Origin of the sequence: Pseudoruminococcus sp., assembly GCF_047012705.1 — a bacterium.
Taxonomy (GTDB): domain Bacteria; phylum Bacillota; class Clostridia; order Oscillospirales; family Acutalibacteraceae; genus Pseudoruminococcus.
Genome location: NZ_JBKXNW010000001.1, coordinates 177,407 through 203,882 on the forward strand (window position 1 = coordinate 177,407; position 26,476 = coordinate 203,882).

Here is a 26,476-nt window from a genome sequence, read left to right on the forward strand (position 1 = left end):
ATCAGTATCCCCTATCTTGCACATACTTTTTCTTCATTATGCTTTCATCAACAAGCTTGAAATCAGATAATAATTGATTATCATTAAGCTGGAAATTAGAGAACAAATTACCATACTTAACTTCTGTTTCCGTATGAATAGTTGTAAATGCATTATTTATAGAATAATCTTTTTTATCATAATGGCTCATTGCTTCAAGCTGAACCATATTTCCAATGTTTATCAATGTGTGTCTCTGACTTCTTATTATAAATAAGACCAAGAACATATGGGTATTATAGCCTACCTTTGGTATAACCGCATCAAACCATCCTTGTACCTTTGCTCTTGTACTTACGGCAGGGGGTTGTTTGCTTTCTAATAACGGCGTTCCTTTTGATTTTTCATATTCATCAACATATTTATTTATGTTATCACCAGCATCTTTAGATAAACTTTTAAATACTGATTTAAGCGTTTTTCCATTTTTTCCTATTTTATCTTGCACGATTGTACCACAATCTTTTATCAAAGATGGTAAACCCGATGGTGTAAGATAGCATTTTGTTTTGATTAATGAAGTTTCAAATTTAGGGCTATTAACCAGTAAAACTGTATCAATCAATGGTTCGCCCAAAATTATAATTGCCATATATGCTGCTCCACCAATACCAAATGTAACACTTGCAATTTCTTCAGCAAGAGTAAGAGCCTCTTTATCTAAAAGTAATGCGGGTAAATTAAATATAAGTCGCTCCATATATACATCCATAAAGCTAACTATTTGATTTATAATTTCCGATTTTGTTCCAACATTAATATACTCAAGTTCCGCACCAACAAATGTACTGTCACCGCCACCAGTATTTGCATTATCTAAAATTTTTAATATGGCATCTGTCTCTGTCAGATTACTAGCCAAACTTAATAATGGATTACCTTCAATCATATTAGATTTTTGATTTTTTATATTTTTATATTCATATCCAGTGGTAGCCGTTCCATTTAATTCTATATGTTCCTCAAGATTATTAATAGTGCTTTTATTTTCTCTCGTGGTCCTATTTGGGAAATTATGTGTTGCATATCCAGCTATAAGCATATTTTCATACAAATCTTTCAAAGCATTTCCAGTACTTATAGACTTTACAAGGTCAGCTATTTGCTGAGCTGTATTTTTAACTCTTGTTACTAAAGAAGTAATTATATTTTTTATACCATTAAAAACACTTGCAATAGCAGTAAAAAATTTTATTAAATTACTTATAACCATTAGCGGGTGACTTACAATTTCAGAAAATTCATTTAATCCTTTATATAAGTTCTGAAAACCTTCAAAAAATTGTTCATATTCATTATCATATTTACTCAAACCACTTAAAATATCATCTGATAAAATAGAATTCAAGTCCGTATCACATATGAAATTAATATCAAACATACTGGATAATGATTTAACCATTTGAAAAATCCAGTCTATTGCCTTCTTTAAATTTTCAACTATATCTTTAAGAAAATCCCAAATAACCTGCCATAATATATCGCCTAAATTTATGCTGGCCACTTTGATTAACATATTTCTTGCATCTTTAAGAAATATTTCATTAATAGCCATATTTAAAGAATCATCAGTAACACTTCCGCTTCCAAGAGCTTTATCTATAACCGCTATTACTCCATCCTTTATAAATACCTTAGCTGAACTTTTAACTGTTGCTTCACTTGTAAGATACTTATCATAATCATTTATTCCAAATTTATTTTTAAAATTTTCTTTTATAGATTTTATTAGTTCATCCAAATTTAACTCATATTGATTCTTCAATTTTTCTTTTACTTTTCCTACTAAGCCTGTCATCGGATCAATACTTGTTTTCATACATTCAAAAAAGTTAGAAGTATTAAAAACATCATTAAAAAATGAATCACCTATTGCTCCAGAATTATTACTGCTATTATTACTATTACTGTTACTACTGCTACTACTATTACTACTGCTATTACTATTATTCTTTTTATTATATTTATCTACTACTTCAAGACCATTTTCTATTTGGCTATCACAATTTTCTTTAATATTTTTAATATTAGTATCAAGATTATCTAAAGTTCCAGAAATTTCACTTTTTATTTCTTCTAAATACTTTATAAGTTTTGATTCATCTTCATATATTTTTTTAATGTCATTAAGATATGTTGAATCTTTTATAATATCATTAGCTGTTTGCTCTTTATCTTCGTCATTAGATATTTTATCTTTATAATTATTATATACTTTATTGGAAAGTTCTCTAATTTCTTTCTGAATACCATCACATATTTCCTGAACTTCTTTATTATCATTTAAAACTGTTTCCCATGCAGTTTTTACTATATCTACTGTATCTATAATAGTTTTTATAGTATTTGTAACGTTAGCCATAGCCCCAAAAATATTACCAAAATTCAGCAAATCATCGACAATATTAATATCATCTATCTTTTTCAATAAATTTTCAAGACCTAAATCATCATTAATAATATCAAGTGCAACTGTAGATTCTGAATAATCTAAAATCTGAGATTTTAATACATTAAGTGTACCATCACTTTTTTCTCCTAAGGCTAATTTTCCTGTAACATTTGATTTTGATGTCGAGTCTACTGACCCACCAAGCATTTTTATATTTTCTTTAAAATATTTATTATATTCATCCTGTAAATTAAAATCATCATCCTGTGATAAAGCCAAAAGCCCAAATCTTTCTTTTAAATAACTATCGTAATTTGATAAAGTTGATAATGAAGACATATCAGTAATCTCACTGATATTTTCAGTTGCACCCTGCATTCTCGAAAACTCAACAAGACTATATGCAAGCAACATAAATGGTGCAGAAATAATACATAAAAATATTGCTAATGTACCTTTGCATGATTTTAAAATCTTTTTCTTTAAGCTTTTCTTTATCATAGAATTTCCTCCTGATTATTTTATTTATCTATACCAAATAAACTTCTTACTGTATTTACTGTCTGATAAACATCATCACAAATATTTACAACCTTACTTATATCTTCGGCTTTCTTTGAAAAATATTTTATAAAATATACATAAGAAGAATATCCTGTCATATCAATAATCTCTGCACTTGATGTGGCAGTATATTTCGGAGAAGAGTCTATAATATCTAAATATTTCAAAATATCATCAAACAAAAAATCTGTTTCCATAGAAACACTTACGGTAACATGAAGTCTTCCAACATCATCAACTACTATATCAATTGATTCAATCTGTGGGTCTTTGCGGTTAATACCAAGGTTAGAAAGCCCTATTCGGGATTTTACAAACTTATTTCCATTATTTTTATTCTGCTCTTTCATAGTTTCTAATCGTAATGACATACGATATTTTCGCAGATTATCTACAATTCCATTGGTAATTTCTCTTTCATCTAAGGCCTGGTCATATTTATAGCAAGACCCTATAGCTGATGCCGTTTCTGATGCTACTGAAGAAAGCATCGTTCTTTGATAAAATAAAAAACCTAAACTTAACATAGTGATTATTATAAGAAGAACTAGCGGAAAAATGATTACAGCCTCGAGCATTATTTGACCAGATTCATCGTTTTTCAGATAAGCCCTTAATTTTTTCATAATATCCTCCTATAAAAATTAAACTCCAAGTTCTAATGTAATTATCGACCATATTTTTTCTTTATCTTTTTCATCATTATCGGTACCTTCATTAAATTTCCTTACTACGCAAGAACCATCAGAATTAAAGTAATCAGCTTCAATAAAAGTGTAATATATCGCCTGTTCTTTTTTATCATTAATAAATCCCCATTTTCCATTTTTGCATACAGCACCTAAACCATTGCTGAAACTTTTCGCATTGTCATATTCCGGTTCAATAACAATATTGCCTTCTTTATCTGCATAACCCCATTTTCCATTATTTTTGAATGCTATAAGAGTAGCGTCTGCGGCATAATCCATATCTTCACACTCAAGATTTCCAATCTTATTAAAATCAGAATCATACATACTATATTTTTGATTGCTATCTTTAGCAATTATAACATCACCAGAAATATATGAACCTGTTGGTGCAAGCTTAATATCAGTAAATTCATCGCTTACAGTCTCACCTTCTTCATTTACTAAAAACCATTTATCGCCGGATTTTACCGCTGCTTTATTATTAACAAAGCAACCGGCGTAATCGTAATCACCAAATGCTTTTTCCGCAAATGAATTATAAAATGTATATTTGTCATTTTGTTTAACAGCAACATAGCCTTGTGAATATACTCCTGCTTCAGTAACTTTGAAAGGGAATATTCCCATAACAACTCCTTTTTCATTAATCAATCGGCTATCTTTATTTGTAGTATAAATTCTGGTGTTATTATATCCACCGCGGCTTAAATACTCATATTTAAAATCTATCTTAGTAGAACCGGCTGTATTGTATGCCCCCCACTTGTCTCCTATTCTTGCTGTATATGCATTATTCACCAAACCAATATATTCATCACAACCTAAGTTATAGTCATAATATATGTATCTGGCACTTAATTTTTTATTTTTAAGCTCATCATCTGTCAAACCATTTTCCTCAGCATAATTAAGATATTTATATGCTGATTCATAATTTTTTTCATCTATAAAGAAATCATATAATTTAACAACAAAATCCCTGTTAGTCGGAAAATTAATTACGGCAGATTTAAGAGTTGATATGTAATCTGATAAAATGCTATTATCTTCCTCATATCTTTTCTGATATGCATTAATAAGCTTTTTCCAGTTATCTTCTGAGTTAAGAGTCTCTATTGCCTCTGTATAATCATAAATTGCTCTCTGATAAAGCTTTTTTTCCACATAACCGTCTGCTTTGGCAATAAGTTCTTCGGCATGACTTTTTTCTTCATTTTTCTCAAGAAAAGTCTGAGCATATGAATACCAACCATATCCCATCATTGCAATAAGGCAAATTATAACAATAATTTTCTTCATAATATCAATCCTCAACTAAAATGTTCCCAAAATAATAGTAACTAAAAAGCCGAAATAAATAAACGGTCCAAAAGCTAATTTATCTTTCATTTTCTTTTTCTTAAATAATATAAGTCCTATACCTGCAAACATACAGATAATCATTCCAAATAAAATCGTATAAAATGTTCCTGTTAATCCTAATAAGCAACCCATAGCACTTATTAGCTTTACATCACCCATACCTATGCCACCTTTGGTTATCAATGACATTAAGAAAAACACTACAAAACATATAACAAATCCAATTACACTTGAAAACATCACAGCGAAAAAATCTTCGCCATATATAAAATATTCAGGTATGAAAATAATACATCTTATTATATAAACCGCAAGCACTAACTTGTTAGGTATTTTTTTTACATAAAAATCAGTAACGGTTGCCGCAAGAAGCATTTCTGCGGCAACTGCTATCCTGATTTCTGATGTAACGCTTAGGTTATAACACAGCATCGACCAAAAAAGCTCTGCTGTTGTTAATACCACAAGCGAAACAGTGAATATCCACTGCTTTTTTGATAAAGATTTAAGCTTAGATATAATTACTGTAAACGGCCCTATGCGAGACTCATTTTCAGCGGCATTTACTTTCGACAAATCCATTTTGCAGTTATCGTCTGAAGTTTCAATTTTTTTTTCTGTTACCGCTTCGGCGGCATCTTTTAGTTTTCTTTTGTCTATGTAAACAAATGACAAAATACAACTTAAAAGCGATACCACCGCACACAGAGCCGTTACAACATATATCATTTCGCTACCTCTTTAACATCAAGTAATTCATTAATTAGCTAAGTATGCTTCCGCTAACATCTTGAGCGTTTCCTTTGTTTGCATCTTTATGTGTCTTTCCGCCCCAGAAGTTAGCAACAGTACCATTGAACCAGCTCAAAATCTGATTTCCGAAAGCAATAAATACACCTGCAAGAACCAATACAACTACAAGGATGATTGCGATTGAGATAAAGTTTGTATCTCCGTTTTCATCTTTGATAATTCTCTTTGTAACATTGCTGATACGCTTTGTTGTTCCTTTGATAGCCTCTTTTGCTTTGTACTGAGCCTTGTACGCAAAAAGACCAACGTTCTGCCTGATAGTCATGAATAACCTCTCCTGTCTTTTAAAAAATTTTATAATAAAGGTGAAATCAGGCGAAATCACCTATATTAACATTCCAAATGCCGCTGTAAGAACAATAATCAATATGCCAAAGAATATGAGAGAAATCGGAAGCAGTAGTTTTGAAGCCGCTGCCTCTCCTTTTTGAAGCATAATTTGTTTTTTCAAGGAAAGCATCTCTACTGATTGCTCTGCAAGTATATTAGTAAGGTCACGGCTACCTTGGTCTATACCCTGAATAAGTGCACTCGTAAATTTTTTAATTTCTCCGGAATTTGAAAGGACTCCGAATTTATATATAGCGTCCTTCTCAGACATACCATTTCGCATATCCTCACATGAACTCTTCATAAGGGTATAAATTTCTCCTTCTTTACTATCAGCAACAATTTGCCAGACATCTTTAAGGACCATACCGGAATTCATAAGTAAAGCAATATTTGAAACTATTTCCGGAAGCTCATAGACACATTCCTCGCTTCTCTTTTTAAGTATATTTTTCATATTATTCAAGAAATAATATACACTAAATGCTCCGAAGGCAATTCCTATAAATGCAAAAAGCGTAAAATCAAACATACCACTAAGTAAAAAACCAAGCGTAAAACTTATATGTGCAAAGGTTATTGCTTGTGCCCATGCAACCTCTGCGTAATATTCTGCATACTGTGGGTCTTGCAAAAGCTTTGCTTGTCCAATAAGTTCTTCTCTCATTCTGTCACGAAGTGCAAACAGTTTCATAGAACTCCACGCAAAACCAATACCATATGTACCTTTAAGCGGGTAGTCATCTCCGGACAAGCCTTCTGTCATCTTTTTATACTTGCCAGATCTTAATATTTGTACTATAAGTAATATTGCTAATATAGTTCCAATAATCATTTCTACTAATCTCATAATTTCACCCTTTAATATCCATTATCTTTTGACCAAGCTTATATGAAATTATAAAAATACCAATTGCTATCGTCATAGCAATAACGCCTACAGGCGTTGAAAAACTCTTTGCAAAATCACTGCTCATAAAACGCATCATCAGTATTATAACAACTGGAATAACTTCCATAATTGAAAGTTGCATTTTATTCGATGTAAGCTTTGTCTGAATTTCCTCAGAAATTGCAATTTTAGTAGTTATGATATCACTTGTTCGTCTTATAACTTCCTTTAGGTTACCACCTGATTTAAAACATAACTTAAATACCGTTGCAAAATTTTCAATATCGGGGTCATCGCTTCTTTTTCCAAGATCTGCTAACATAGCATCAATAGTTATATTATTCTGCATTCCATTTATTATTTCGCCTATCTCTTTTACTATAAGGGCATCATTTGAATATTGAATCGACAAATCCTTATATGCATTATTAAATGCTGAGCTTACATTCATACCACCAGAAATTGAATTTGATAAAGCAACCAAAAAATCTCTGAATTGAAGTTTAAGCTGTGCTATGCGTTTTTTTCTCAGTCTTTCTGCAAATACCGGAATAAAAATTTTAGAAACTATTAATCCTATCAGGCAAAAAACTACAACATTACTTATATGTGTAGCTGTTGTTGCTTCGCCATCTTCCATAAATAAACCACCATAGAATATCAAACCTAATAAGCCGCCCGCAATAAAAGTTATTAAAAAGTATATAAGCTTTTCTCTTCCATTCATAACATATACTTTATAATTAATAAGTTTAGTATTGAGTGCAGATGTATAATACTGTGGTTCTTTTTTCTTTTTCGACATAAATATTTCACCTCTAAATCTCAACATTTATACCAGATAACTGAAGCTTATGGTAATTTTTGAACTTATTATTTGTTCTTTTAAGCTTACCCGAAACCTTAGTTAATGTACTTCTCTCGTCTTCTTCAAAAACATATAAAGGGTTTAGCTGTATACGACCGTTCTCATACCCTGTAACTTCTGTTATCTCAACAGTTTTTCGTGATTTATCACGAAGTCTTGAAAGATGAACTATTATATCTATTGCCGAGGCTATCTGCTGTCTTATAGCGTCTAAAGGTAAGCCTTCTGCTCCTTGCAAGACCATTGTCTCAAGACGACTTAACATATCATATGTAGAGTTTGCATGACCTGTTGAAAGTGAACCATCATGACCAGTATTCATAGCCTGAAGCATATCAAGTGCTTCTCCGCCTCTAACTTCACCAACAATTATACGCTCTGGACGCATACGAAGAGATGATTTTATTAAATCTCTTATAGTAATTTGTCCAATACCCGAAGTATTTGCATTACGAGTTTCCAAACTTACTAAGTTGTCTATACCTGTAATCTGAAGTTCTGCTGAATCTTCAATAGTAATAACTCTCTCATCTTTAGGTATATAATTTGATAAAGCATTTAAGAAGGTTGTCTTACCAGAGCCTGTACCGCCACTTATAAATATGTTATACTTTGCCCTTACGAGCAACTCTAATTTCTCAGCAATTTCTTTAGTTATAGAACCATAACTAATAAGCTTTTCTATTGTCATAGGTGTTTTGGAAAATCTTCTTATGGTCATAGTAGGACCGCATAATGCAATCGGTGGCAAAACAACATTAACACGAGAACCATCCGGAAGTCTTGTATCAACAATAGGGTTAGCCTGATTTACCTCTCTTCCGGCAAGGCCAACAATGCGTTGAATAATATCCTCAAGTTTTTCTGTGCTTTCAAATTTCTGATTTAATTTTTTAAGTTTTCCATTTTGTTCAACAAAAACATTATCAGGTCCATTTATCATAACTTCAGTTATCGTTTCATCGGAAATAATTGAATCTAACAATCCAAATCCTCTTATAGAACTATAGACCTGCTGCCCTATTGATACCTTTTCCTCTATTGGACAATATACATCCTGAAGATATTGGTTAGTAATCTCAATGATTTTGTCCATAAGGTCTTCATCGTTTAATTGCACTAACTGTAGATTATCAATAACATAGCGTTTAATTTGTTCAACTATTTGTTTTTCAAAACCAGCGTCCATACAACCACCTCTTTTAAGACAATCTATCAAGCATACCCATACGGGAAAGCTGCTCTACAACTTGTCTGGTTGTTGCATTATCATATCTTGGTGCACCACCAATATTCTGAATATTAGGATTATCGAAATACCGGCTTGTTTTATTACTAAATTTATTATAAATAAGCGATATTTTAGGAACTATTGTTATATCATTATTTTTCTCTAATACCAAGAGCGAATTTACAACACTTTGCATCTTTGAATTAGAAACTTCTGAACCATCTCCTATAAACACTATAGAATCAAATTCATCGCATAATTCCATGAATTCATCTGAAAGCTTAAATTCTGTATCAATTATTATATAATCATAATCTCCAACATTAGTAATCTCAGAAATAAGACTAAGAATTTCGTCAGACTTAAACTCAACCATATCCAAGGCAATCTTTGGCTTAGGCAAAAAATATACTCCTCTTGAATCTAATCTCACAAAACTTTCTAATTTCATATAAACATTCGATTTTTTACTTTTCAACGCAAAAATTATATCGCTCATACTAAATTGACCCTCTGCATCGAAAAAGATTTCTGTTGCACTGAATTTTTCCAAGTTAATATATATAACCTTTTTTCCTTTTGATGCAAAACGCAGGGCACAAGCAGCCGCCATAGATGAATTTCCTATTCCTCCACTAACTGCAGTAAAAGCGATAACTTTGCAGTGTTTATTCTCATTTATTGCTTTCGATACAATCTCAGAATTTTCAGAATATACATTAAGAATCTGTCTATAAACAAGGTCAATTCTTTGAAATTTGCATATAGTTTTTTGCCCGTTAAGTGTAGCAATCCCATTAGAATCTACCAAATAAGCAAAACCACATTTTTTCGGCAAAGCTGAAAAATCAACATCAAATGAGCTGTTAACAACAAATACATCTATTCTTATACTTGAAGTTTCAGCTATGGCATTATCATAATCCGTAAATGTATACATTTGTATCTTATCAGAATATTTAGCATTAAATGCTTTTGCAATTCTACTTAAATAATTTGGGTCCTTATCAACTAATGCAAGTCTTATCCTCATAAATTTTCCTCCATAAATTAAAATTATAAGCCGCAAATAATTTTAGTTCACTAAATATTTACACTTTCTTAAATAATCGTGATATTTTCAATTTGAATAACCTTACATTTTATATAAAAAATCATTCTATAGTAACGAATATTATATCATTGTAACAAATTTAATTATATGTAGCAGTATTTTTATAACTAATTGTTTACATCACACTAAATCTCAAGTTAATTATATTTTATAAATTAAACTGTCAAGCATTGGAAAACATTTTTTATTACTATTATACTTATTTTTTTATCAAATCACTTAAATTATAATAACTTTTTACATTTTTGCATAAAAAATGTCACTGTATTTAAAATATCGCAACAGATGTTAAAGCAAAATTATATCTTCATTTTATATTAATTGTATATTTAAAAATCTAAAACCTTATAAAAATAAAAAAACTCCATTCACCAAGATTTCAGTGAATGGAGTTTTTCTTCTATAGGTTTAAATTTTTACTTAGTCTATTTCATTTCCAGGGAACTTAGGAATACCTGCAAGACCAACTTTAAGGTCATCATCTGTTGGAATATAGTCTGTCATAAGTCCATCGTGGAATTTTTCATATGCAACCATATCAAAGTAACCTGTACCGGTAAGACCGAATACGATTGTCTTTTCTTCGCCTGTTTCCTTGCACTTGAGTGCTTCATCAATAGCAACCTTGATAGCATGACTGCTTTCAGGAGCCGGAAGTATACCTTCAACTCTTGCGAATTGTTCAGCAGCCTTAAAGACTTCTGTTTGCTCAACAGCACGAGCCTCCATAAGTCCGTCATGATAAAGCTGTGAAAGAACATTATTCATACCATGATAACGCAAACCGCCTGCGTGGTTAGCTGATGGAATAAATCCGCTACCAAGTGTATACATCTTAGAAAGTGGGCAAACCTTACCAGTATCGCAGAAATCATATACAAACTTACCTCTTGTAAGGCTTGGGCATGATGCCGGCTCAACAGCAATGAAGTGATAATCAGCCTCTCCTCTGAGCTTTTCACCCATAAATGGTGAAATAAGTCCGCCGAGGTTAGAACCGCCGCCTGCACAACCGATGATAATATCAGGCTTAACACCATACTTATCAAGAGCAATTTTTGTTTCAAGTCCAATAACTGACTGATGTAAAAGTACCTGATTAAGAACGCTTCCAAGAACATAGCGATAGCCTTCTGTACTTGTTGCAACCTCTACAGCCTCAGAAATTGCACAGCCAAGGCTTCCTGTTGTGCCGGGGAATTCCTCAAGAATCTTGCGTCCGATATTTGTCTGATTAGATGGTGACGGAGTTACACTTGCGCCATAGGTACGCATAACCTCACGACGGAAAGGCTTTTGTTCATAAGAAACCTTAACCATATATACCTTGCAATCAAGTCCGAAATATGAACAAGCCATAGAAAGAGCAGTTCCCCACTGACCAGCGCCTGTTTCAGTTGTAACACCCTTCAAGCCCTGTTTCTTTGCATAATATGCCTGTGCGATTGCAGAATTAAGCTTATGACTTCCGCTTGTATTATTGCCCTCAAATTTATAGTAAATTTTTGCCGGAGTCTGGAGCTTTTTCTCAAGACAATATGCACGAGTAAGTGGTGACGGACGATACATTCTGTAGAAATTGAGAATTTCTTGTGGAATATCAATATAAGGGTCTGTATCGTCAAGCTCCTGCTGAACAAGTTCATCACAGAAAACGTGACCGAGTTCTTTGGCTGTCATAGGTTTGAGAGTTGCAGGATTGAGAAGCGGAGCAGGCTTATTTTTCATATCTGCTCTGACATTATACCACTGCTTAGGCATTTCGCTCTCTTCAAGGTATATTTTGTATGGGATTTCTTTTTCACTCATTATATTTTGCTCCTTTCAAGCATAAATAAAGATTTAGACTTTATAAGCACATTTTTGTATATAATAACACATTTTCATATATTTCGTCAAGCATATAGCAAGGTATTTAAGGCTTTTTATTTGCTTTAAATAAGTCTTTTATTGACGAAGATATTCCGGCAAACATTACACACGGAATTATTCCACAAAAGGCACGAAGCCATATATCAAAAGGCGTTCCCTCGTGTGCGATAAAATAATAAACAATTATAGAAAGCCACATCTGAAGCTGCCCAAAGCAAGCGGAATAAATCAATGCCCATATATTCTGTTTTGAGAATATTCCTATAAAAATTCCTACAATCGCAAATATAATCGGGACAAACCAAAAGCCTAAAAGATTTATTCCTGAACCAAATAACGAAACCGTAGAAAGTGGAGTTGCACCGAGTAAATCAAGTAACAAAGAGGTTGCTACTCCCACAAAGAAAAATATCCCGCAATTTCTTGCATTATAATTCCAAACTCTCATATTTATCATACCATTCCTTAAAGCTTAATATTCCATATTGTTGAGCGTTTTTTTGGACAACATAAAAATCAAAAAAGCTACTGCAAAGTTGCAAATTGCCGCAGGGAAACACAATCTTGCTGCAAAGAATACGCTATATAATGTTTCTGCTTCACAAGTCAAAAACAGCAACACAGATATTACTATTCCAGGAATTAAAGCAATAAATAATAAAATCATATATACAACCATAAGCACTCCCCTGTTGCCCGATTTACCCATAAATCTTTGAACAAGTACATTGAGTGATGTATATAAAAAACCACAACTAAAATATAATGCTATGCACGCTAAAACATCAAGCGGATTTGCAGCAAATAATATTCCACTAACCGTAAAAGCAATAGTTCCATCAATAAGCGGCTTTATTACACTTGTAGCGCAAGACATTATAAGCTTTTTAACCGGACTTGCAGGAACCATAAATATATATGGCTTTTGCAGTTCTTTTATCCAATCATCTGATACAGTAAAAAAGAATTGTACATAGCATGAAAGAACCACTGCTATCGTCAGTATTGTAGATGAGCCTATTTCTGTATTTTCTTGCATAGCTTTTAATGCAAAACCTACTATTAACACAAAAACTGTAAGAAAAGCTGTATTAACATTTATGAAAGGTATCAATGAGCGTCTTGACATCTCTCTGAACTGTTTATAAAAGAATACAGAAGCACCGGAACCTCTATTTATGCCCATTCTGCCAAGCTTAACTTTCTTTTTATCGCTCATCATATTTTTATCGCTGACCTTACCGCTTTTTATGGCATTGCGAAATTCATAAACACTTTCGGTCTTTTGCAAGACATCTTCATAGTAATCAGCCTTACTGCGAATAAATACAACTATTGCAAAAATAGTAAATAATACAAGTAAACCACCATAAACCAATATGTTAGTTATATTTCCTGTTATTATCCCTATAAACATACCGCTTGTCCAGCCAACTATAGGAATATAATTCAAATATGGTAAGGATACCGCTGAAAGAATATTTTCATATGTAAATCCATTAGAAAAAAGCCGTAATAACGCAATAACTATCGGAACGGCTATCATAAGATATATAGCATATTTCATCATTCGTATTCGTGTTGGTCTGCCATTACATACACAGAAAATTAAAATAGTAATCATCTGCACTTCAAATAGCATTACACCAATACCCAACAAAAGCAAAACAGCGTCCCATATCGTAAGTGAAAAATACTGAACCGCCATTGCACCATATGAAACGAAGCATATAAGCAATAATAAAATTGTTGCCATCTGTCTGCCAACACCATATACAAGAATTTTCTTTTCAGAAATAGGTGCTGTAAAAACATTAGTAACATCACTCATCTTGAAAAAGGTTGTAGAGGCATTTGTACCTTTAAGCATAATAGGAACGCTTATAAAATAAAGTATCAGAAGATATGCACCCTGCAATATTCTAAAATCAAAGTGCCTTTGCTCTTCGCTAATATTGCTTGTCATAGCAGTAACAACACCACTAACCGTTGTCAAAATTATAAAAAGATAAACTATCAGTTGCATAGGGTGATGAAGTATATCAATTATTCCATTTTTTATGCTCTTTCTCAGCATATAAATTATAGCTTTCATATGTACCTCACCGCGAAACTTTCTCAGTTATATTGAAAAATAGTTCCATTAAATCTTCGCCATTTTTTTCAACAGCCTCTCTTGTTCTTTCTGCCTCAATGCGTCCCTCCATCATTATGAGAACCTTATCCCAAAGTTCACTGACGCTTTCAAGCATATGTGTACTAATAATTACAGACGCACCTTGTTTTTTAAGCTCAAGAATTATCGCTTTAAGTTCTTTTATTGCATGAGGATCAAGACCAACAAACGGCTCATCAAAAAGCACAGCCTTTGGCTTAATCAACAACGCACAACAAATACTGATTTTCTGCTGCATACCCTTTGAAAGCTCTTTTCCTAGCTTATTTTTTTTATCTGTAAGCTGAAAACGCTCCATAAGTTTTTCGGCGTCATTCTGCCAATCTTTAAGCGAATAAGCTCTTGCAATAAACTCCATATGCTCCCAAACTGTAAGCAAATCGAAAGGAGCAGGGATTTCAGGAATATAACCTGTGATTTTTTTAGCCTCAAGACTCTTATTTTTAAAACCGCAAATTTCTATTTCACCATCATAACGCAAAAGTCCGGCTATGCACTTAATAGCTGTTGATTTTCCAGCACCGTTAGAACCTGCCAGGACAGCAATTTCTCCTGAATCTACTATAAATGAAATATTATCATTTGCGTGGGTATTTTTATATTTTTTGGTGAGATGAGATACATTTATCATAGCCAAATAAACCCTTTCACATATAATATTAAAGGTTTCGCCTATGCAGAGACATAAGACGAAGCCTTAACTTTTTAATAAATCCCCTGAACTGTAACCTCTCCTGAGTTTACAGCTATTTTTTTACCATTTTCAAGGCAAACAACAAGCTCTCCGTCAGCCGTAATGTCAATAGCCTTGCCTGTGAGCTTTTCTCCGTTTCTTGTAAGAGAAACATCTCTTCCTATCGTTGCACACATATTCTTATAGAGCTTTAAATCTTCTTGAGAAACTCCAAAAAGATATGATAAAACAGTTTTATCAAGAGTAGCTATTATTTCATGCATAAGCTCTGAAAGGTCTGGTTCACTTTTAGTTTCTATTTTTAATGATGTTGCTTTATATGCAATTTCCTCAGGAAAACTTTCCTGCAAAACATTTATTCCAATTCCTATTACAACAAAATCAACCATATCTGTCTGTGCGGTCATTTCTGTAAGTATTCCGCAAATCTTTTTATTGCCGACTATAACATCATTTGGCCACTTGATTCTGGCATCAAGTCCCGTAAATTTTCTTATCGCAAGACAAACACCCAAACCGGCCGCTAAAGTTATACCTGAAACATCACTCGGCGGTAGTTCCGGTCTTAACAAAAATGAAAAATAAACCCCGCCCTCATTAGAGGCCCATTTTCTTCCAAGTCTGCCCTTTCCTGCTGTTTGTTCGCAGGAAATAACAACAAGTCCACTTTTTGCATTTTCGTGAGCTCTGCGTTTAATTTCTTCGTTTGTAGAATCGACAGTTTTAAGAGTAACGATTTCTGTACCTACTACTTTTACATCAAGACCTTCGCTTATCGCACTTGCATTAAGCACATTTGGTTTTTTTACGAGTTTATATCCCTTATTTGTAACAGAATCAATCTCATAGCCGTCATCTCTCAAAGAATTTATTGCTTTCCAGACAGCTGTTCGGGAAACACCAAGAATCTCGCTCAATTTTTCTCCTGAAATATATTCTCCTTCTTTTAAGAGAAGTAATACTTTTTCTTTCATAATATCACCGATATATATAAACTCAAGTTCAAACTTGGTTTATACCCTTTTTAATCTATTGTCAACTTAATTATTATAGCACTTTTTACCAAATCATTCAATAGCTTCAACTATATTTTTGACACAAAAGAACAGAACATACAAAAATGCCGATATGGAAATACCACATCGGCAAAGCATATTATACATCAAATACTGATTCATTAAAATCTGTTAAATTGTTATTTCTATTTGATTTTCCTCTATACCGATAATACAGCTTTCATAATATCCATCTCCGGTAGTTCTCGGACCGCTTATAACTTTATATCCTGCCGTTTTTAGACACTCGGTTATCTCATTTACCTTTTCTTTGCTTCCAACGCTAAAGGCAATGTGAGAAAATCCAGTTCTTGCTAATGTTTTTTCTATATCATCCATTTGTGGCTTATTCATTATTTCCAGCCTTGCTCCGTCTGAAAACGAAAGAAAATAAGAGCGAAAATCTGTATTTTTATTATGATAGACAACATTTGGTTTTGCTTCTAAATATTTCACAAAAAAATCCTTGACCGCTTCAATGTCATTTACGTACATTGCGATATGCTCAATTCTCATAATCAATCACCGGCTTTTTCTATATTTGAGTAAATAATATTCCCTAAAAAGGTCTTAGTCATAATAAGTGCGTCCTCTGTAGGATTTCTATAAAATCGTTTTCGCAAGCCTATTTCTTCAAAACCTAACAATTTATAAAGCGAAATTGCATTTTCATTTGATGGACGAACTTCAAGCGAAATAAACTCCAAATCGCATTTTTCAGCAATAGAAAATAATCTTTCAAGAAGCATTTTAGCTATGCCCATTCGTCTGAATTTCGGGAAAACAGCTATATTTGTTATATATGACTGTCCTGCGGTTATTATCAAACCAACATAGCCGGAAACCTCTCCGTCTGTTTCTGCAACAAAAAAGAATGCACTGTCGTTTTCAAGCTCATCTGCAAGAGCCTGCCTTGACCATGGTTGTGAAAAGCAAACCTTTTCAAGTTCTGCAAGTGAATCCAAATGCTCCTCACCCATAGGGAAAATCTCTGTTTTCATATCTTACATATCCTTAACCTTTTTATATAGCTTTTCGCAGGATTGCTGAATCTCATCTCTGCACTTTCGATAAACCTCAACACTTCCGCCAAATGGGTCACTTACACCCATAATATAAATTTTTTGCTTAGGAACTCCTGCCGAAACAAGCGTCATAGCGTGGCTTTCTGTCATAACAGCAAAAATATCATATTCGTTAATATCATCACGGCGTATAGATTTAGACTTATGCTCGCTTATATCAACGCCTATTTCCTTGCAGACGATAACTGCGTTTTCGCTGACAGCGTCGCCATCACAAAAACTCATTCCGGCACTTGAACAGCTTATGCTTTCATCTTCTTGTATTAGCTTTTTAAAAATCCCCTCAGCCATAGGACTTCTGCAAGTATTACCTGTACAAACAAAAAGTATTTTCATAAAATTCAACACTCCTTTCCATTAAAGAATATTTCAACATTATGCCTTAGCCTCATACCATGTTTTTCCCTTACCTGCTTCTGCAATAAGAGGAACATTTAGCTTAACTGCATTTTCCATTTCTTCCTCAAGAATTTTAGCTGTTCTGTCGGCTTCATTTTCAGGAGCTTCTACTATAAGTTCATCGTGTACCTGTAAAATCAGCTTTGCCTGCATATTTTCAGCTTTGAGCCTATTTCTTACTCTTATCATAGCAATCTTTATAATATCAGCCGATGTACCCTGAATAGGCATATTCCTTGCAACTCTCTCTCCGAATGCACGAAGATTAAAATTAGATGAGGTAAGTTCTGGCAAATATCTTCTTCTGCCAAACATTGTAGTTACATAGCCGTCACGCTTAGCGTCCTCAACAGTTCGCTTCATATATTCGTCAACGCCCGAATAATGTGAAAGATAATTCTTAATATAATTATCAGCTTCTTTTCTTGTTACACCAATATCCTTAGAGAGTGAAAACGCTCCTATGCCATAGACAATTCCAAAGTTTACAGCTTTTGCACGACTTCTCATTGTCTTAGTAACCATTTCGGGCGGTAATTTAAATACCTGTGATGCGGTTATAGAATGTATATCTTCATTATTTTTGAAAGCTTCTATCATAGCCTTATCATTCGCTATATGTGCAAGAACTCTTAATTCAATCTGTGAATAATCTGCGTCAACAAGAACACACCCATCTTTTGCTATAAAAAATCTGCGTAATTCTCTGCCAAGCTCTGTTCTTACCGGAATATTCTGCAAATTAGGCTCTGTTGAACTGATTCTGCCCGTTCTTGTTTCGGTCTGATTAAAGCTGGAATGTATTCTTCCGTCATCACCAATAACCTTTAAAAGTCCGTCACAGTAGGTCGATTTCAATTTAGAATATGTCCTATACTGCAAAATCAGAGCAACTGCGGGGTGTTCATATTTCAGACTTTCTAAAACTTCTGCACTTGTTGAATATCCGCTCTTTGTCTTTTTTCCATGTGGAAGTGCCAACTTTTCAAAAAGTGCTGAACCAAGCTGTTTTGGAGAATTTATATTAAATTCATAGCCAACCGCGTCATAAACTTCCTTAGTAATCTCATCAAGCTTTGCACTAATTTCCTTATTATATTCCATAATGCCGTTTCTATCTGCCATAAAACCGCAGTTTTCCATATCGGCGAGAACAATGGCAAGCGGAATTTCAATTTCGTCAAGGAGCTTTGTCTGTTTCTTTTCCTCAATTAGTTTCATAAGGGTTTCTGATAATGCAGAAACTTCCGCACTTCCTTTTGCAAGTTTCGGTGCATTTTCGGCAAGTTCAAACTTAGGTGGATTGTATTCTTGCATAAGTCTTTCGATTGAATAATCAGGCGAATTTGGATTAAGCAAATATGATGCAAGAATCGTATCACAAACTATTCCGACAGGCTCAATATTATTTTTCAACAAAACAGCTACAACGGGTTTTATATCATGAAGTTGTTTTTTAATATCCTCATTCTCAAAAATGTTCTTGATTGCAGTAAAAAATTCAAAGCTTTCAAAAGAAAATAAATAAATATCATTTTCACATAGTACAGCCATTTCTGAAATTTGACTGTCCTCAAGTCTGCAAGCTATCGAAACGATTTTTCCCTTAAAACTTTCAATAGCCTTGCTATAATCAAAATCTTCTATAATATTCAGCTTTTTAATTTCTTTAACTTTATTTTCAACAACGGGAATTTCCTCGTTACTAAGTCCAAGCTTATCTATCAGCTTAAAAAGCTCAAGGCTTGCCATAAGTCTAGCCGCTCCCGCAGAATCTCTTTTTGTAGGAATATAATTATTTATATCAGTATCAATCGGAGCCTCTACGCATATAGTTCCAAGCATATGACTGAGATAGGCACTCTCCTTACCTGCAATAAGCTTTTTTCTGATACCGTCCTTAATATCAATAGTATCTATATTTTCATAAATATAATCTATATTTCCAAAGCGTTTAATAAGGTCTCCTGCACCCTTTTCACCTATTCCGGCAACACCTGGAATATTATCCGAAGTATCTCCCTGAATAGCCTTAATTTCGATAAGCTGTTTAGGTTTAACTCCATATTTTTCCATAATTGCAGCTTCATCATAGAGCGTAACTTCCGGTTTGCCCATTTTTGTTGCGGCAATTCTTACACTTACTGTCGGTGAAACTAACTGTAGGCTATCTCTATCACCTGTTGCAATAACACACTCATCACCGTTCTTGGTACAAGTATCTGCAAGGGTTCCGAGAATATCATCAGCCTCATATCCTTCACATTCAACAATCTTATATCCAAGAAGTGTTAATAGCTCTTTAAGAGGCTTCATCTGAGAGGCAAGCTCATTCGGCATGCCCTTACGCTTTGCCTTATAACCGTCATAAGCCTTGTGTCTGAATGTCGGTGCTCGCATATCAAATGCAATGGCTACTGCATCGGGACCGGTTTCAGACAAAACTTTTTCAAGCGTAGTCATAAAGCCAAAAATAGCGTTTGTATATTGTCCGTCTTTTGTTGTAAGAAGTCTTATTCCATAAAAAGCACGATTCAAAATGCTGTTTCCGTCTATTACAAGCATTTTCATTATCCATACCCCACATTCCTATATGAAAAAATAACCACCTCTTGCAAAAAAGGTGGTTAGTCTTACGATTCTTGATATTTTTATTTTAACATACTGCACAATCACTGTCAACAAAGAGTTTTATTTTTCATCGACATACATTTACAAATTTTGTTTATAACAATAGCATAAACTTAAAAGTTCCGCTCCCAAGACGCAGTGCGTGACCGCACAGGACAAGACGCGTAATCGCTCGGCTTTGCCTCGCTCGTAGTGGATAAGAGAAGATAGTTGACGCGGTCGGGGAAATTCCCAGTGAACTATCGCTTAGCTGACAGACTTTTCTTAGACACTCAAAAGCTCGCAGTTTCCAAAGGTAGTCACCTACGTCAACGCCTTTGGTCGCCGTTCGCAGATGATGAAACACTTTATGCTCCGCAAAGCGCAGAAGGGTAGAAAAACATTCCAGTAGAATGTTTTTCGTAGGGAACCCTCGCAGGGGATTCCCTGAAAGATAGCTGATTGTCGCAATTATCAACTTGTATCTAAAACATAAAAAGAAATAACCGCCCCCTATACAAAAGGACGGTATTTCCTACACAAAATATCAATGCGGTGGTTTTTTTATTAGTTCTTTAGATTACTCGGATAAATATAATCAAGCGTACCAACATTCTTGCCATTCTTAAAATAAACTCTTGGGACACGCTTTCCGATAATGCAGATAATCTCATAATTTATGGTATTAGTCAAATCCGCAATTTCTTCTGCTGAAACACAGCAATCCCCGTCCGTGCCTATTACAGTTACTTCATCACCAGTAGAAACATTCTCAATATCTGTAATATCAAGCATAAGCTGGTCCATACAAACTCTGCCGATAATCGGTGCATATTTTCCGTTTACTATCATCCGTGCATTATTTCCCAAGGCTCGTGTATAGCCATCAGCATAGCCAATAGGAACCGTAGCAATCTTTGTCGGACGGCTTGTTGTAAATGTTCCTCCATAGCTTACCTTTGCATCAGGCTCAACAGTTTTAATCTGTGCAATAACTGATTTAAGCTGCATTGCAGGGATAAGATTAAGCTTACCCCTAAGCTTTCCAGACGGAGCTAAACCATAAAGTATAATTCCCGCACGAACCATATTTATATGCGTATCGGGATAATCAATAATAGCACCACTATTTGCACAATGTCTGAGTCGAAATTCAACTCCCCTCGCAGAAAGCTTTGCAATAGCATCATCAAAACATTTATATTGACGAAGTGTATCTTCTTTACCCTCTTCAGCCTCATCTGATACAAAGAAATGTGTAAAAATTCCTTCAAAATCAAGGGAAGGCAATTTACAAACACGCTCTATCGTATCAATAGACGCAAAATCTCTGTCTATATTCTGATACATAAAGCCTATTCTGCTCATACCTGTATCAAGTGCAATATGAGCCTTTACTGTTACACCATCTCTCTGAGCATATTTAGAAAGTTCCTCAGCATATTCCTCAGAAAGTACCGCCTGAGAAATATTATTATCCGCAAGAACCTTTGCCAAGTCCGCAGGAGTAAAGCCAAGAATCAAAATTGGAGATTTTATATCATGCTCACGAAGCTGCATAGCTTCCTCAATATTAGAAACCGCAAACCTCTTTACACCAAGTCTTTCGTACTCTCTTGCAAGAAAAATTGCGCCATGCCCATAGCCGTCTGCCTTGATGACACACATAATCTCGCTTTCAGGAGAAACATGGTTTCTTATTTCATTATAATTATGTTCAATAGCGTCTAAATCTATCTTTGCCCAAGTTCTTCTCAAAAATGATTTCATCGAGCCAACCTCTGTCCATAAAATATTATTAAAGTAACCTTTATTTTACCGCAATGAATATATATTGTCAAGCAAGCGCCTTAATGTCCAAGCAATTATTTCTATATTAAAAAATCCCAAGGCAATAAAATTCCTCGGGATTTTAATATTTAAAGACTATATATTACTTCTTAGTAACATGATTGATAAGTCCGCCGTCCTTGATGATATTCTGAATGAATTCAGGGAATGGCTCAGCTTGATAGGTCTTACCTGTTGTAACATTTGTGATAACGCCCGTATCGAAATCAATATCAATCTCGTCACCATTTTTAATCTCGTGAGCTGCTTCGTCACATTCGAGAATCGGAAGTCCGATATTGATAGAATTACGATAGAAAATTCTTGCAAATGTTGAAGCGATAACGCAAGAAATCCCAGAAGCCTTAATAGCTATCGGAGCGTGTTCTCTTGATGAGCCGCAGCCAAAGTTCTTTTCGGCAACAATAATATCGCCTTCCTTTACATTCTTGACAAAATCTGCGTCAATATCCTCCATACAGTGAGCAGCAAGCTCTTTATGAGAGGCTGTATTCAAATATCTTGCAGGAATGATAACATCTGTATCTACATTATCTCCATACTTGTGTACTATTCCGTGTGCTTTCATTTATATTCAATCCTTTCCTCAGAGCTTTTCAGGTGATGTAATATAGCCTGTAACTGCACTTGCAGCTGCAACAGCAGGGCTTGCAAGATAAATTTCGGATTCAATGTGTCCCATTCTTCCTACAAAGTTTCTGTTTGTTGTAGAAACAGCCTTTTCACCCTTAGCAAGTATACCCATATGTCCGCCAAGGCAAGGGCCACAGGTTGGTGTAGAAACTACTGCTCCGGCCTGAATGAATATATCAAATAAGCCTTCGTGCATAGCCTGAAGCCAGATATTCTGTGTTCCCGGGATAACTATGCAACGAACTCCCTTTGCAATATGCTTGCCCTTGAGTACCTCAGCGGCAGCGCGAAGGTCAGAGATTCGTCCGTTTGTGCAAGAACCGATAACAGCTTGGTCAATCTTAACCTCTGTATCACCGATTTCATCAACAGTTCTTGTATTCTCAGGAAGGTGTGGGAATGCGACTGTTGGACGAAGTTTTGAAAGGTCGATTGTGTATTCTTCATCATAAACTGCGTCATCATCTGCTGAAAATTCAACAGGCTCACCTTGGAATCTATCCTTGATATATTCACGAGTAATATCATCAACCGGAAAAATTCCGTTCTTTGCACCAGCTTCAATAGCCATATTAGCTATGCAAAGTCTGTCGTCCATAGAAAGGCTCTTAATGCCCTCACCCGTAAATTCCATAGACTTATACAAAGCACCGTCAACGCCGATTTCGCCGATAATGTGCAAAATAACATCTTTACCGCTTACCCACTTTGGAAGTTCACCGACAAGATTAAACTTAATAGCAGCAGGAACTTTAAACCAAGTCTTACCACTAATCATACCGGCAGCCATATCTGTTGAACCTACACCTGTTGAGAAAGCACCTAAAGCACCATATGTACAGGTATGTGAGTCTGCACCGATTACAAGGCTGCCGGGGCCTACAAGACCTTTTTCAGGGAGAAGTGCGTGTTCAATTCCCATTTCACCGACATCGAAGTAATTCTTGATGTCATATTTATCGGCAAAATGACGAACCTGCTGACATTGTGCAGCAGCCTTAATATCCTTATTTGGTGTGAAATGGTCCATTACCATAGCTACCTTTGTGTTATCAAAAACACTATTAGCCTGACAGCCCTCAAATACATTGATTGCAACAGGAGAAGTTATATCGTTTCCGAGAACGAGGTCGAGCTTTGCCTCGATAAGCTGTCCCGCCTTAACTTCTTTAAGTCCTGCGTGAGCGGCAAGGACTTTTTGTGACATTGTCATTCCCATTTTTATGACCTCCTTAATTATATTAGGTAGTATAATTATCTCATATAAATTTGAAAAAGAATGTAAAGTATGTTACAATTAAAACATACAATTTTCTCCTAATTAAGTAAAAATCATAATCCATCGCCGAATATAAAAGGAAAGGTTTGATACTTCAAATGGAAAAAATGAATCATTATATAGAAACCTATTCATATGGGCTTCCAAAAAGCCTTACAGAGCTTTTTGAAAGCATAAATTTTGTTAAAAAGCTTGAAAAGGGAGAAGAAATATATTCTCAAGGTGAAAAGGCTGAATCATTTTTTTATCTGAGGCGTGGTAAAGTAAGAATTTATATGACCTCCGAAAACGGTATGGAAAAAACACTTTCAATAATATCTCGTGGAGCAATATTAGGAGAGGCGGCATTCTTTGATGGTATGCCAAGGGTATCAAGTGCAAATGCTATGCAGAAAACAGAAATCGTTGTAATAACAAGACAGATACTCGAAAACGCTTTCCGAACACACCCAGAAATCGCCTTAGAGCTTTTAAAACTTCAAGCAATGACTATAAGAATGTTATCCTTACAAGTTGATAGTATAACCTTTCGTGACGCTGAAAGCCGTATAGCAAATTTCTTGCTTGAATCCGCCGAGGAGCGTGGCGATAACCGTTATGTTTTTGCCACTCAGGAGGAAATCGGCACTGCTGTTGCAGTATCAAGAGTAACCGCAAGCAGAATCATAAACGAATTTTCAAGACAAGGCTTGCTTTCAACAGGCTACGGAAAAATCACCATAAATAACAAAAAAGCTCTTGAAGCAATAGCTTCAAAAGCTTAATATGATTTAGGTTTTTATCAATATTTGTCATTCAAGATTTCCTGTTTCAAACATTATAGCCGCAAGAGCCGCTATTGGTGCAGTTTCTGCACGCAGAATCCTTTTTCCAAGAGTTGCGACTACCGCACCATTTTCTGTAAGAAGCTCAACCTCACGCTCTTCAAATCCACCCTCAGGACCGGTAAAAATCGCAATTTTCTTTGCAGGTGATGAAAGTATCTCTTTAAGACTTTTTCCCCCACCTTCAAAAAAGAATATTGTCGTATCAAAATCAGAAAGCATTTTTGAGGCTTTTTCGAGAGTAATTATTTCGCTAACATCTGGAATAATTGCTCTGCGTGACTGCATTGCCGCCTGAAGTGCTATTTTCTGATAACGAGCCTGTTTTTTAGTTGCCGATTTTGCATCAGGCCTTGAAACACATCTGCTTGTAAGAACCGGCACAATATGACTTATACCAAGCTCAACAGATTTCTGAATAACTGTTTCAAGCTTATCGCCTTTAGTAAGTGCCGAAAAAAGCGTCACTTCAACTGAAGGCTCATTCTGACATTCCGTTTTAGAAATTTCGTGTACTAAAACGCCCTCATCGTTTATCCTGTCGATAAGACAATTATGCTCAACGCCCGAACTATCGCAAAGTATCACAGCTTCTCCAACTGATTTACGAAGTGATTTTGTAATATGAATAGCGTCTTCACCTGTTATGAGATGTTCGCCATCTACGCTTTCCGCAAAAAACCAATCCATAATTATCCTTTCTATCCCGAAACAACCTCTCCATCAGAATCCTGTATAGAAGCCTGTTCCTGTGTCTTAGACTTTTTACGAGCCTCAAGCTTTTTAGCTCGCTCTGCCTTTTTGATAAGTGTATTTTTTAATTTTACAAGTCTGAAACGATTATAGCGTTGAATTATAGCAAAGGGTAAGTTTCCAAGAAACAGAAGTATTGTTAATATAAAAGCTGTCCAAAAAGGATTTGCAATAAAAAGAACAACTGCAAAGCAACAGTTTGCAATGTGATTCCATTCTCCACGACAGGTTTCTAAAATAAATTCATCAAGATATTCTATTGAAACATCATCGAGATGGTCTTTAGAGAAACCGTCTTTGCCAATATGCTGAGGCAAGAAATCCTTCCATTTGTTGATTTTGAGGTGGTCTGCATACCACTTACCATTTTTCTCCCATTTTCGTGGTTGATACCTTGCTCGTTTCGGATCGAAATGCTCAATCTTAATACTTATGCAGAGGAAGAATGTGGCGTAGTGCCAAATAGTTCCGAGAAGCAGATTGATGAGCAATGCGTTGAGCAATGGTTCATTCCTAAGCATACTACGCCTGCCTTTCTATGTCGATTATCTTATATTATACCATATATTAGGAAATAAATTGTGAATAAATTATGAACGAGGTTGCCTAATAAAACAAATAGTGATAAAATGATTTGTGGTTGACAACCCATGGAGAAATTGCTTGATAAGCCTTACTCGTAGTGTGTTATAGAGAGTTAGTCCACATGGTAGTAGCAACTATTATAACCGAATAAGTTTTACCGTTCAACTTTATCACTTAGTTATTGCATAACTCTACAACAATTAAAAATTTCGCTCAAGGCGGAGTGCCTCCGCCGTCAAGACGCGTTCTACTTTTTTGTTAAATTGCAGCTTGTTATTCGCGTCTGAATTTTTTAAGTCAAAAGCTTCGCTCAAGGCGGAGTGCCTCCGCCGTCAAGACGCGTTCTACTTTTTTGTTAAA

Annotated in this window: 25 protein-coding genes; 2 read left to right on the forward strand and 23 right to left on the reverse strand. The window is 34.7% G+C overall.

All coding sequences use genetic code 11. The features are described from left to right. Position 1: 1 nt before the first annotated feature. The 18 genes from ACLU24_RS00825 to polA all read right to left on the reverse strand — a co-directional run bounded on the left by ACLU24_RS00825 (position 2) and on the right by polA (position 20,152). Complete coding sequence (locus tag ACLU24_RS00825) at positions 2–2,932, reverse strand: hypothetical protein (RefSeq protein WP_412609497.1); 2,931 nt, start codon at positions 2,930–2,932, stop codon at positions 2–4. A 20-nt stretch (positions 2,933–2,952) separates the two neighbouring features. Then, positions 2,953–3,621, reverse strand: a complete 669-nt coding sequence (locus ACLU24_RS00830; RefSeq protein ID WP_412609500.1) for a TadE/TadG family type IV pilus assembly protein — start codon at positions 3,619–3,621, stop codon at positions 2,953–2,955. An 18-nt stretch (positions 3,622–3,639) separates the two neighbouring features. Next, complete coding sequence (locus tag ACLU24_RS00835) at positions 3,640–4,989, reverse strand: WG repeat-containing protein (protein WP_412609503.1); 1,350 nt, start codon at positions 4,987–4,989, stop codon at positions 3,640–3,642. Positions 4,990–5,004: 15 nt separating this feature from the next. Continuing rightward, positions 5,005–5,781, reverse strand: a complete 777-nt coding sequence (locus tag ACLU24_RS00840) for a prepilin peptidase (RefSeq protein ID WP_412609506.1) — start codon at positions 5,779–5,781, stop codon at positions 5,005–5,007. Positions 5,782–5,815: 34 nt separating this feature from the next. Next, positions 5,816–6,130, reverse strand: a complete 315-nt coding sequence (locus ACLU24_RS00845) for a hypothetical protein (protein WP_412609508.1) — start codon at positions 6,128–6,130, stop codon at positions 5,816–5,818. A 60-nt stretch (positions 6,131–6,190) separates the two neighbouring features. Next, positions 6,191–7,045, reverse strand: a complete 855-nt coding sequence (locus ACLU24_RS00850) for a type II secretion system F family protein (RefSeq protein WP_412609510.1) — start codon at positions 7,043–7,045, stop codon at positions 6,191–6,193. Positions 7,046–7,049: 4 nt separating this feature from the next. Beyond that, on the reverse strand, positions 7,050–7,892 hold the full coding sequence (locus ACLU24_RS00855; RefSeq protein ID WP_412609513.1) for a type II secretion system F family protein: 843 nt from the start codon (positions 7,890–7,892) through the stop codon (positions 7,050–7,052). A gap of 13 nt (positions 7,893–7,905) precedes the next feature. Further along, complete coding sequence (locus tag ACLU24_RS00860) at positions 7,906–9,144, reverse strand: TadA family conjugal transfer-associated ATPase (protein WP_412609516.1); 1,239 nt, start codon at positions 9,142–9,144, stop codon at positions 7,906–7,908. A gap of 13 nt (positions 9,145–9,157) precedes the next feature. Further along, positions 9,158–10,219 (reverse strand): P-loop NTPase family protein, encoded by a 1,062-nt coding sequence (locus ACLU24_RS00865; RefSeq protein WP_412609518.1) that lies wholly within the window; start codon positions 10,217–10,219, stop codon positions 9,158–9,160. 501 nt (positions 10,220–10,720) lie between these two features. Continuing rightward, positions 10,721–12,109: a TrpB-like pyridoxal phosphate-dependent enzyme gene (locus tag ACLU24_RS00870; protein WP_412609521.1), complete on the reverse strand. Its 1,389-nt coding sequence runs from the start codon at positions 12,107–12,109 to the stop codon at positions 10,721–10,723. Between the two features lie 106 nt (positions 12,110–12,215). Then, positions 12,216–12,620: a hypothetical protein gene (locus ACLU24_RS00875; RefSeq protein WP_412609524.1), complete on the reverse strand. Its 405-nt coding sequence runs from the start codon at positions 12,618–12,620 to the stop codon at positions 12,216–12,218. A gap of 24 nt (positions 12,621–12,644) precedes the next feature. Continuing rightward, the gene (locus ACLU24_RS00880; protein WP_412609526.1) at positions 12,645–14,267 is read right to left on the reverse strand and encodes a putative ABC exporter domain-containing protein; all 1,623 of its coding nucleotides are present in this window, start codon (positions 14,265–14,267) and stop codon (positions 12,645–12,647) included. A 7-nt stretch (positions 14,268–14,274) separates the two neighbouring features. Then, positions 14,275–14,979 (reverse strand): ABC transporter ATP-binding protein, encoded by a 705-nt coding sequence (locus ACLU24_RS00885; protein ID WP_412609529.1) that lies wholly within the window; start codon positions 14,977–14,979, stop codon positions 14,275–14,277. 74 nt (positions 14,980–15,053) lie between these two features. After that, positions 15,054–16,016, reverse strand: coding sequence for a biotin--[acetyl-CoA-carboxylase] ligase (locus tag ACLU24_RS00890; RefSeq protein WP_412609532.1), 963 nt, complete (start codon positions 16,014–16,016; stop codon positions 15,054–15,056). Positions 16,017–16,229: 213 nt separating this feature from the next. Continuing rightward, positions 16,230–16,613 carry a VOC family protein gene (locus ACLU24_RS00895; protein WP_412609535.1) on the reverse strand — a complete coding sequence of 128 codons (384 nt, stop codon included), beginning with the start codon at positions 16,611–16,613 and terminating at the stop codon, positions 16,230–16,232. A 2-nt stretch (positions 16,614–16,615) separates the two neighbouring features. Continuing rightward, on the reverse strand, positions 16,616–17,098 hold the full coding sequence (gene rimI / locus ACLU24_RS00900) for a ribosomal protein S18-alanine N-acetyltransferase (protein ID WP_412609537.1): 483 nt from the start codon (positions 17,096–17,098) through the stop codon (positions 16,616–16,618). A 3-nt stretch (positions 17,099–17,101) separates the two neighbouring features. Continuing rightward, entirely contained in the window at positions 17,102–17,518 is a 417-nt protein-coding gene (locus tag ACLU24_RS00905; RefSeq protein WP_412609540.1) for a low molecular weight protein arginine phosphatase, read from the reverse strand. A gap of 39 nt (positions 17,519–17,557) precedes the next feature. Beyond that, positions 17,558–20,152 (reverse strand): DNA polymerase I, encoded by a 2,595-nt coding sequence (gene polA, locus ACLU24_RS00910; RefSeq protein ID WP_412609543.1) that lies wholly within the window; start codon positions 20,150–20,152, stop codon positions 17,558–17,560. Positions 20,153–20,446: 294 nt separating this feature from the next. Here polA and ACLU24_RS00915 point away from each other — a divergent pair, with 294 nt between their 5' ends. Next, positions 20,447–20,587, forward strand: a complete 141-nt coding sequence (locus ACLU24_RS00915) for a hypothetical protein (protein WP_412609546.1) — start codon at positions 20,447–20,449, stop codon at positions 20,585–20,587. Positions 20,588–20,758: 171 nt separating this feature from the next. Here the strand turns inward: ACLU24_RS00915 and alr are convergent, their stop codons facing one another. The 3 genes from alr to leuC all read right to left on the reverse strand — a co-directional run bounded on the left by alr (position 20,759) and on the right by leuC (position 23,894). Further along, on the reverse strand, positions 20,759–21,961 hold the full coding sequence (gene alr / locus ACLU24_RS00920) for an alanine racemase (RefSeq protein ID WP_412609549.1): 1,203 nt from the start codon (positions 21,959–21,961) through the stop codon (positions 20,759–20,761). Between the two features lie 163 nt (positions 21,962–22,124). Then, positions 22,125–22,610, reverse strand: a complete 486-nt coding sequence (leuD, locus tag ACLU24_RS00925; protein ID WP_022263598.1) for a 3-isopropylmalate dehydratase small subunit — start codon at positions 22,608–22,610, stop codon at positions 22,125–22,127. Between the two features lie 18 nt (positions 22,611–22,628). Continuing rightward, on the reverse strand, positions 22,629–23,894 hold the full coding sequence (gene leuC / locus ACLU24_RS00930) for a 3-isopropylmalate dehydratase large subunit (RefSeq protein ID WP_412609552.1): 1,266 nt from the start codon (positions 23,892–23,894) through the stop codon (positions 22,629–22,631). Positions 23,895–24,052: 158 nt separating this feature from the next. Between leuC and ACLU24_RS00935 the strand changes: the two genes are divergently transcribed. Further along, a complete protein-coding gene (locus ACLU24_RS00935) occupies positions 24,053–24,718 on the forward strand; it encodes a Crp/Fnr family transcriptional regulator (protein WP_412609554.1) in 666 nt (221 codons plus the stop codon). A gap of 27 nt (positions 24,719–24,745) precedes the next feature. Here the strand turns inward: ACLU24_RS00935 and ACLU24_RS00940 are convergent, their stop codons facing one another. Next, positions 24,746–25,468: an RsmE family RNA methyltransferase gene (locus tag ACLU24_RS00940; RefSeq protein ID WP_412609556.1), complete on the reverse strand. Its 723-nt coding sequence runs from the start codon at positions 25,466–25,468 to the stop codon at positions 24,746–24,748. 11 nt (positions 25,469–25,479) lie between these two features. After that, positions 25,480–26,052: a glycosyl-4,4'-diaponeurosporenoate acyltransferase CrtO family protein gene (locus ACLU24_RS00945; protein WP_412609559.1), complete on the reverse strand. Its 573-nt coding sequence runs from the start codon at positions 26,050–26,052 to the stop codon at positions 25,480–25,482. Positions 26,053–26,476 lie beyond the last annotated feature (424 nt).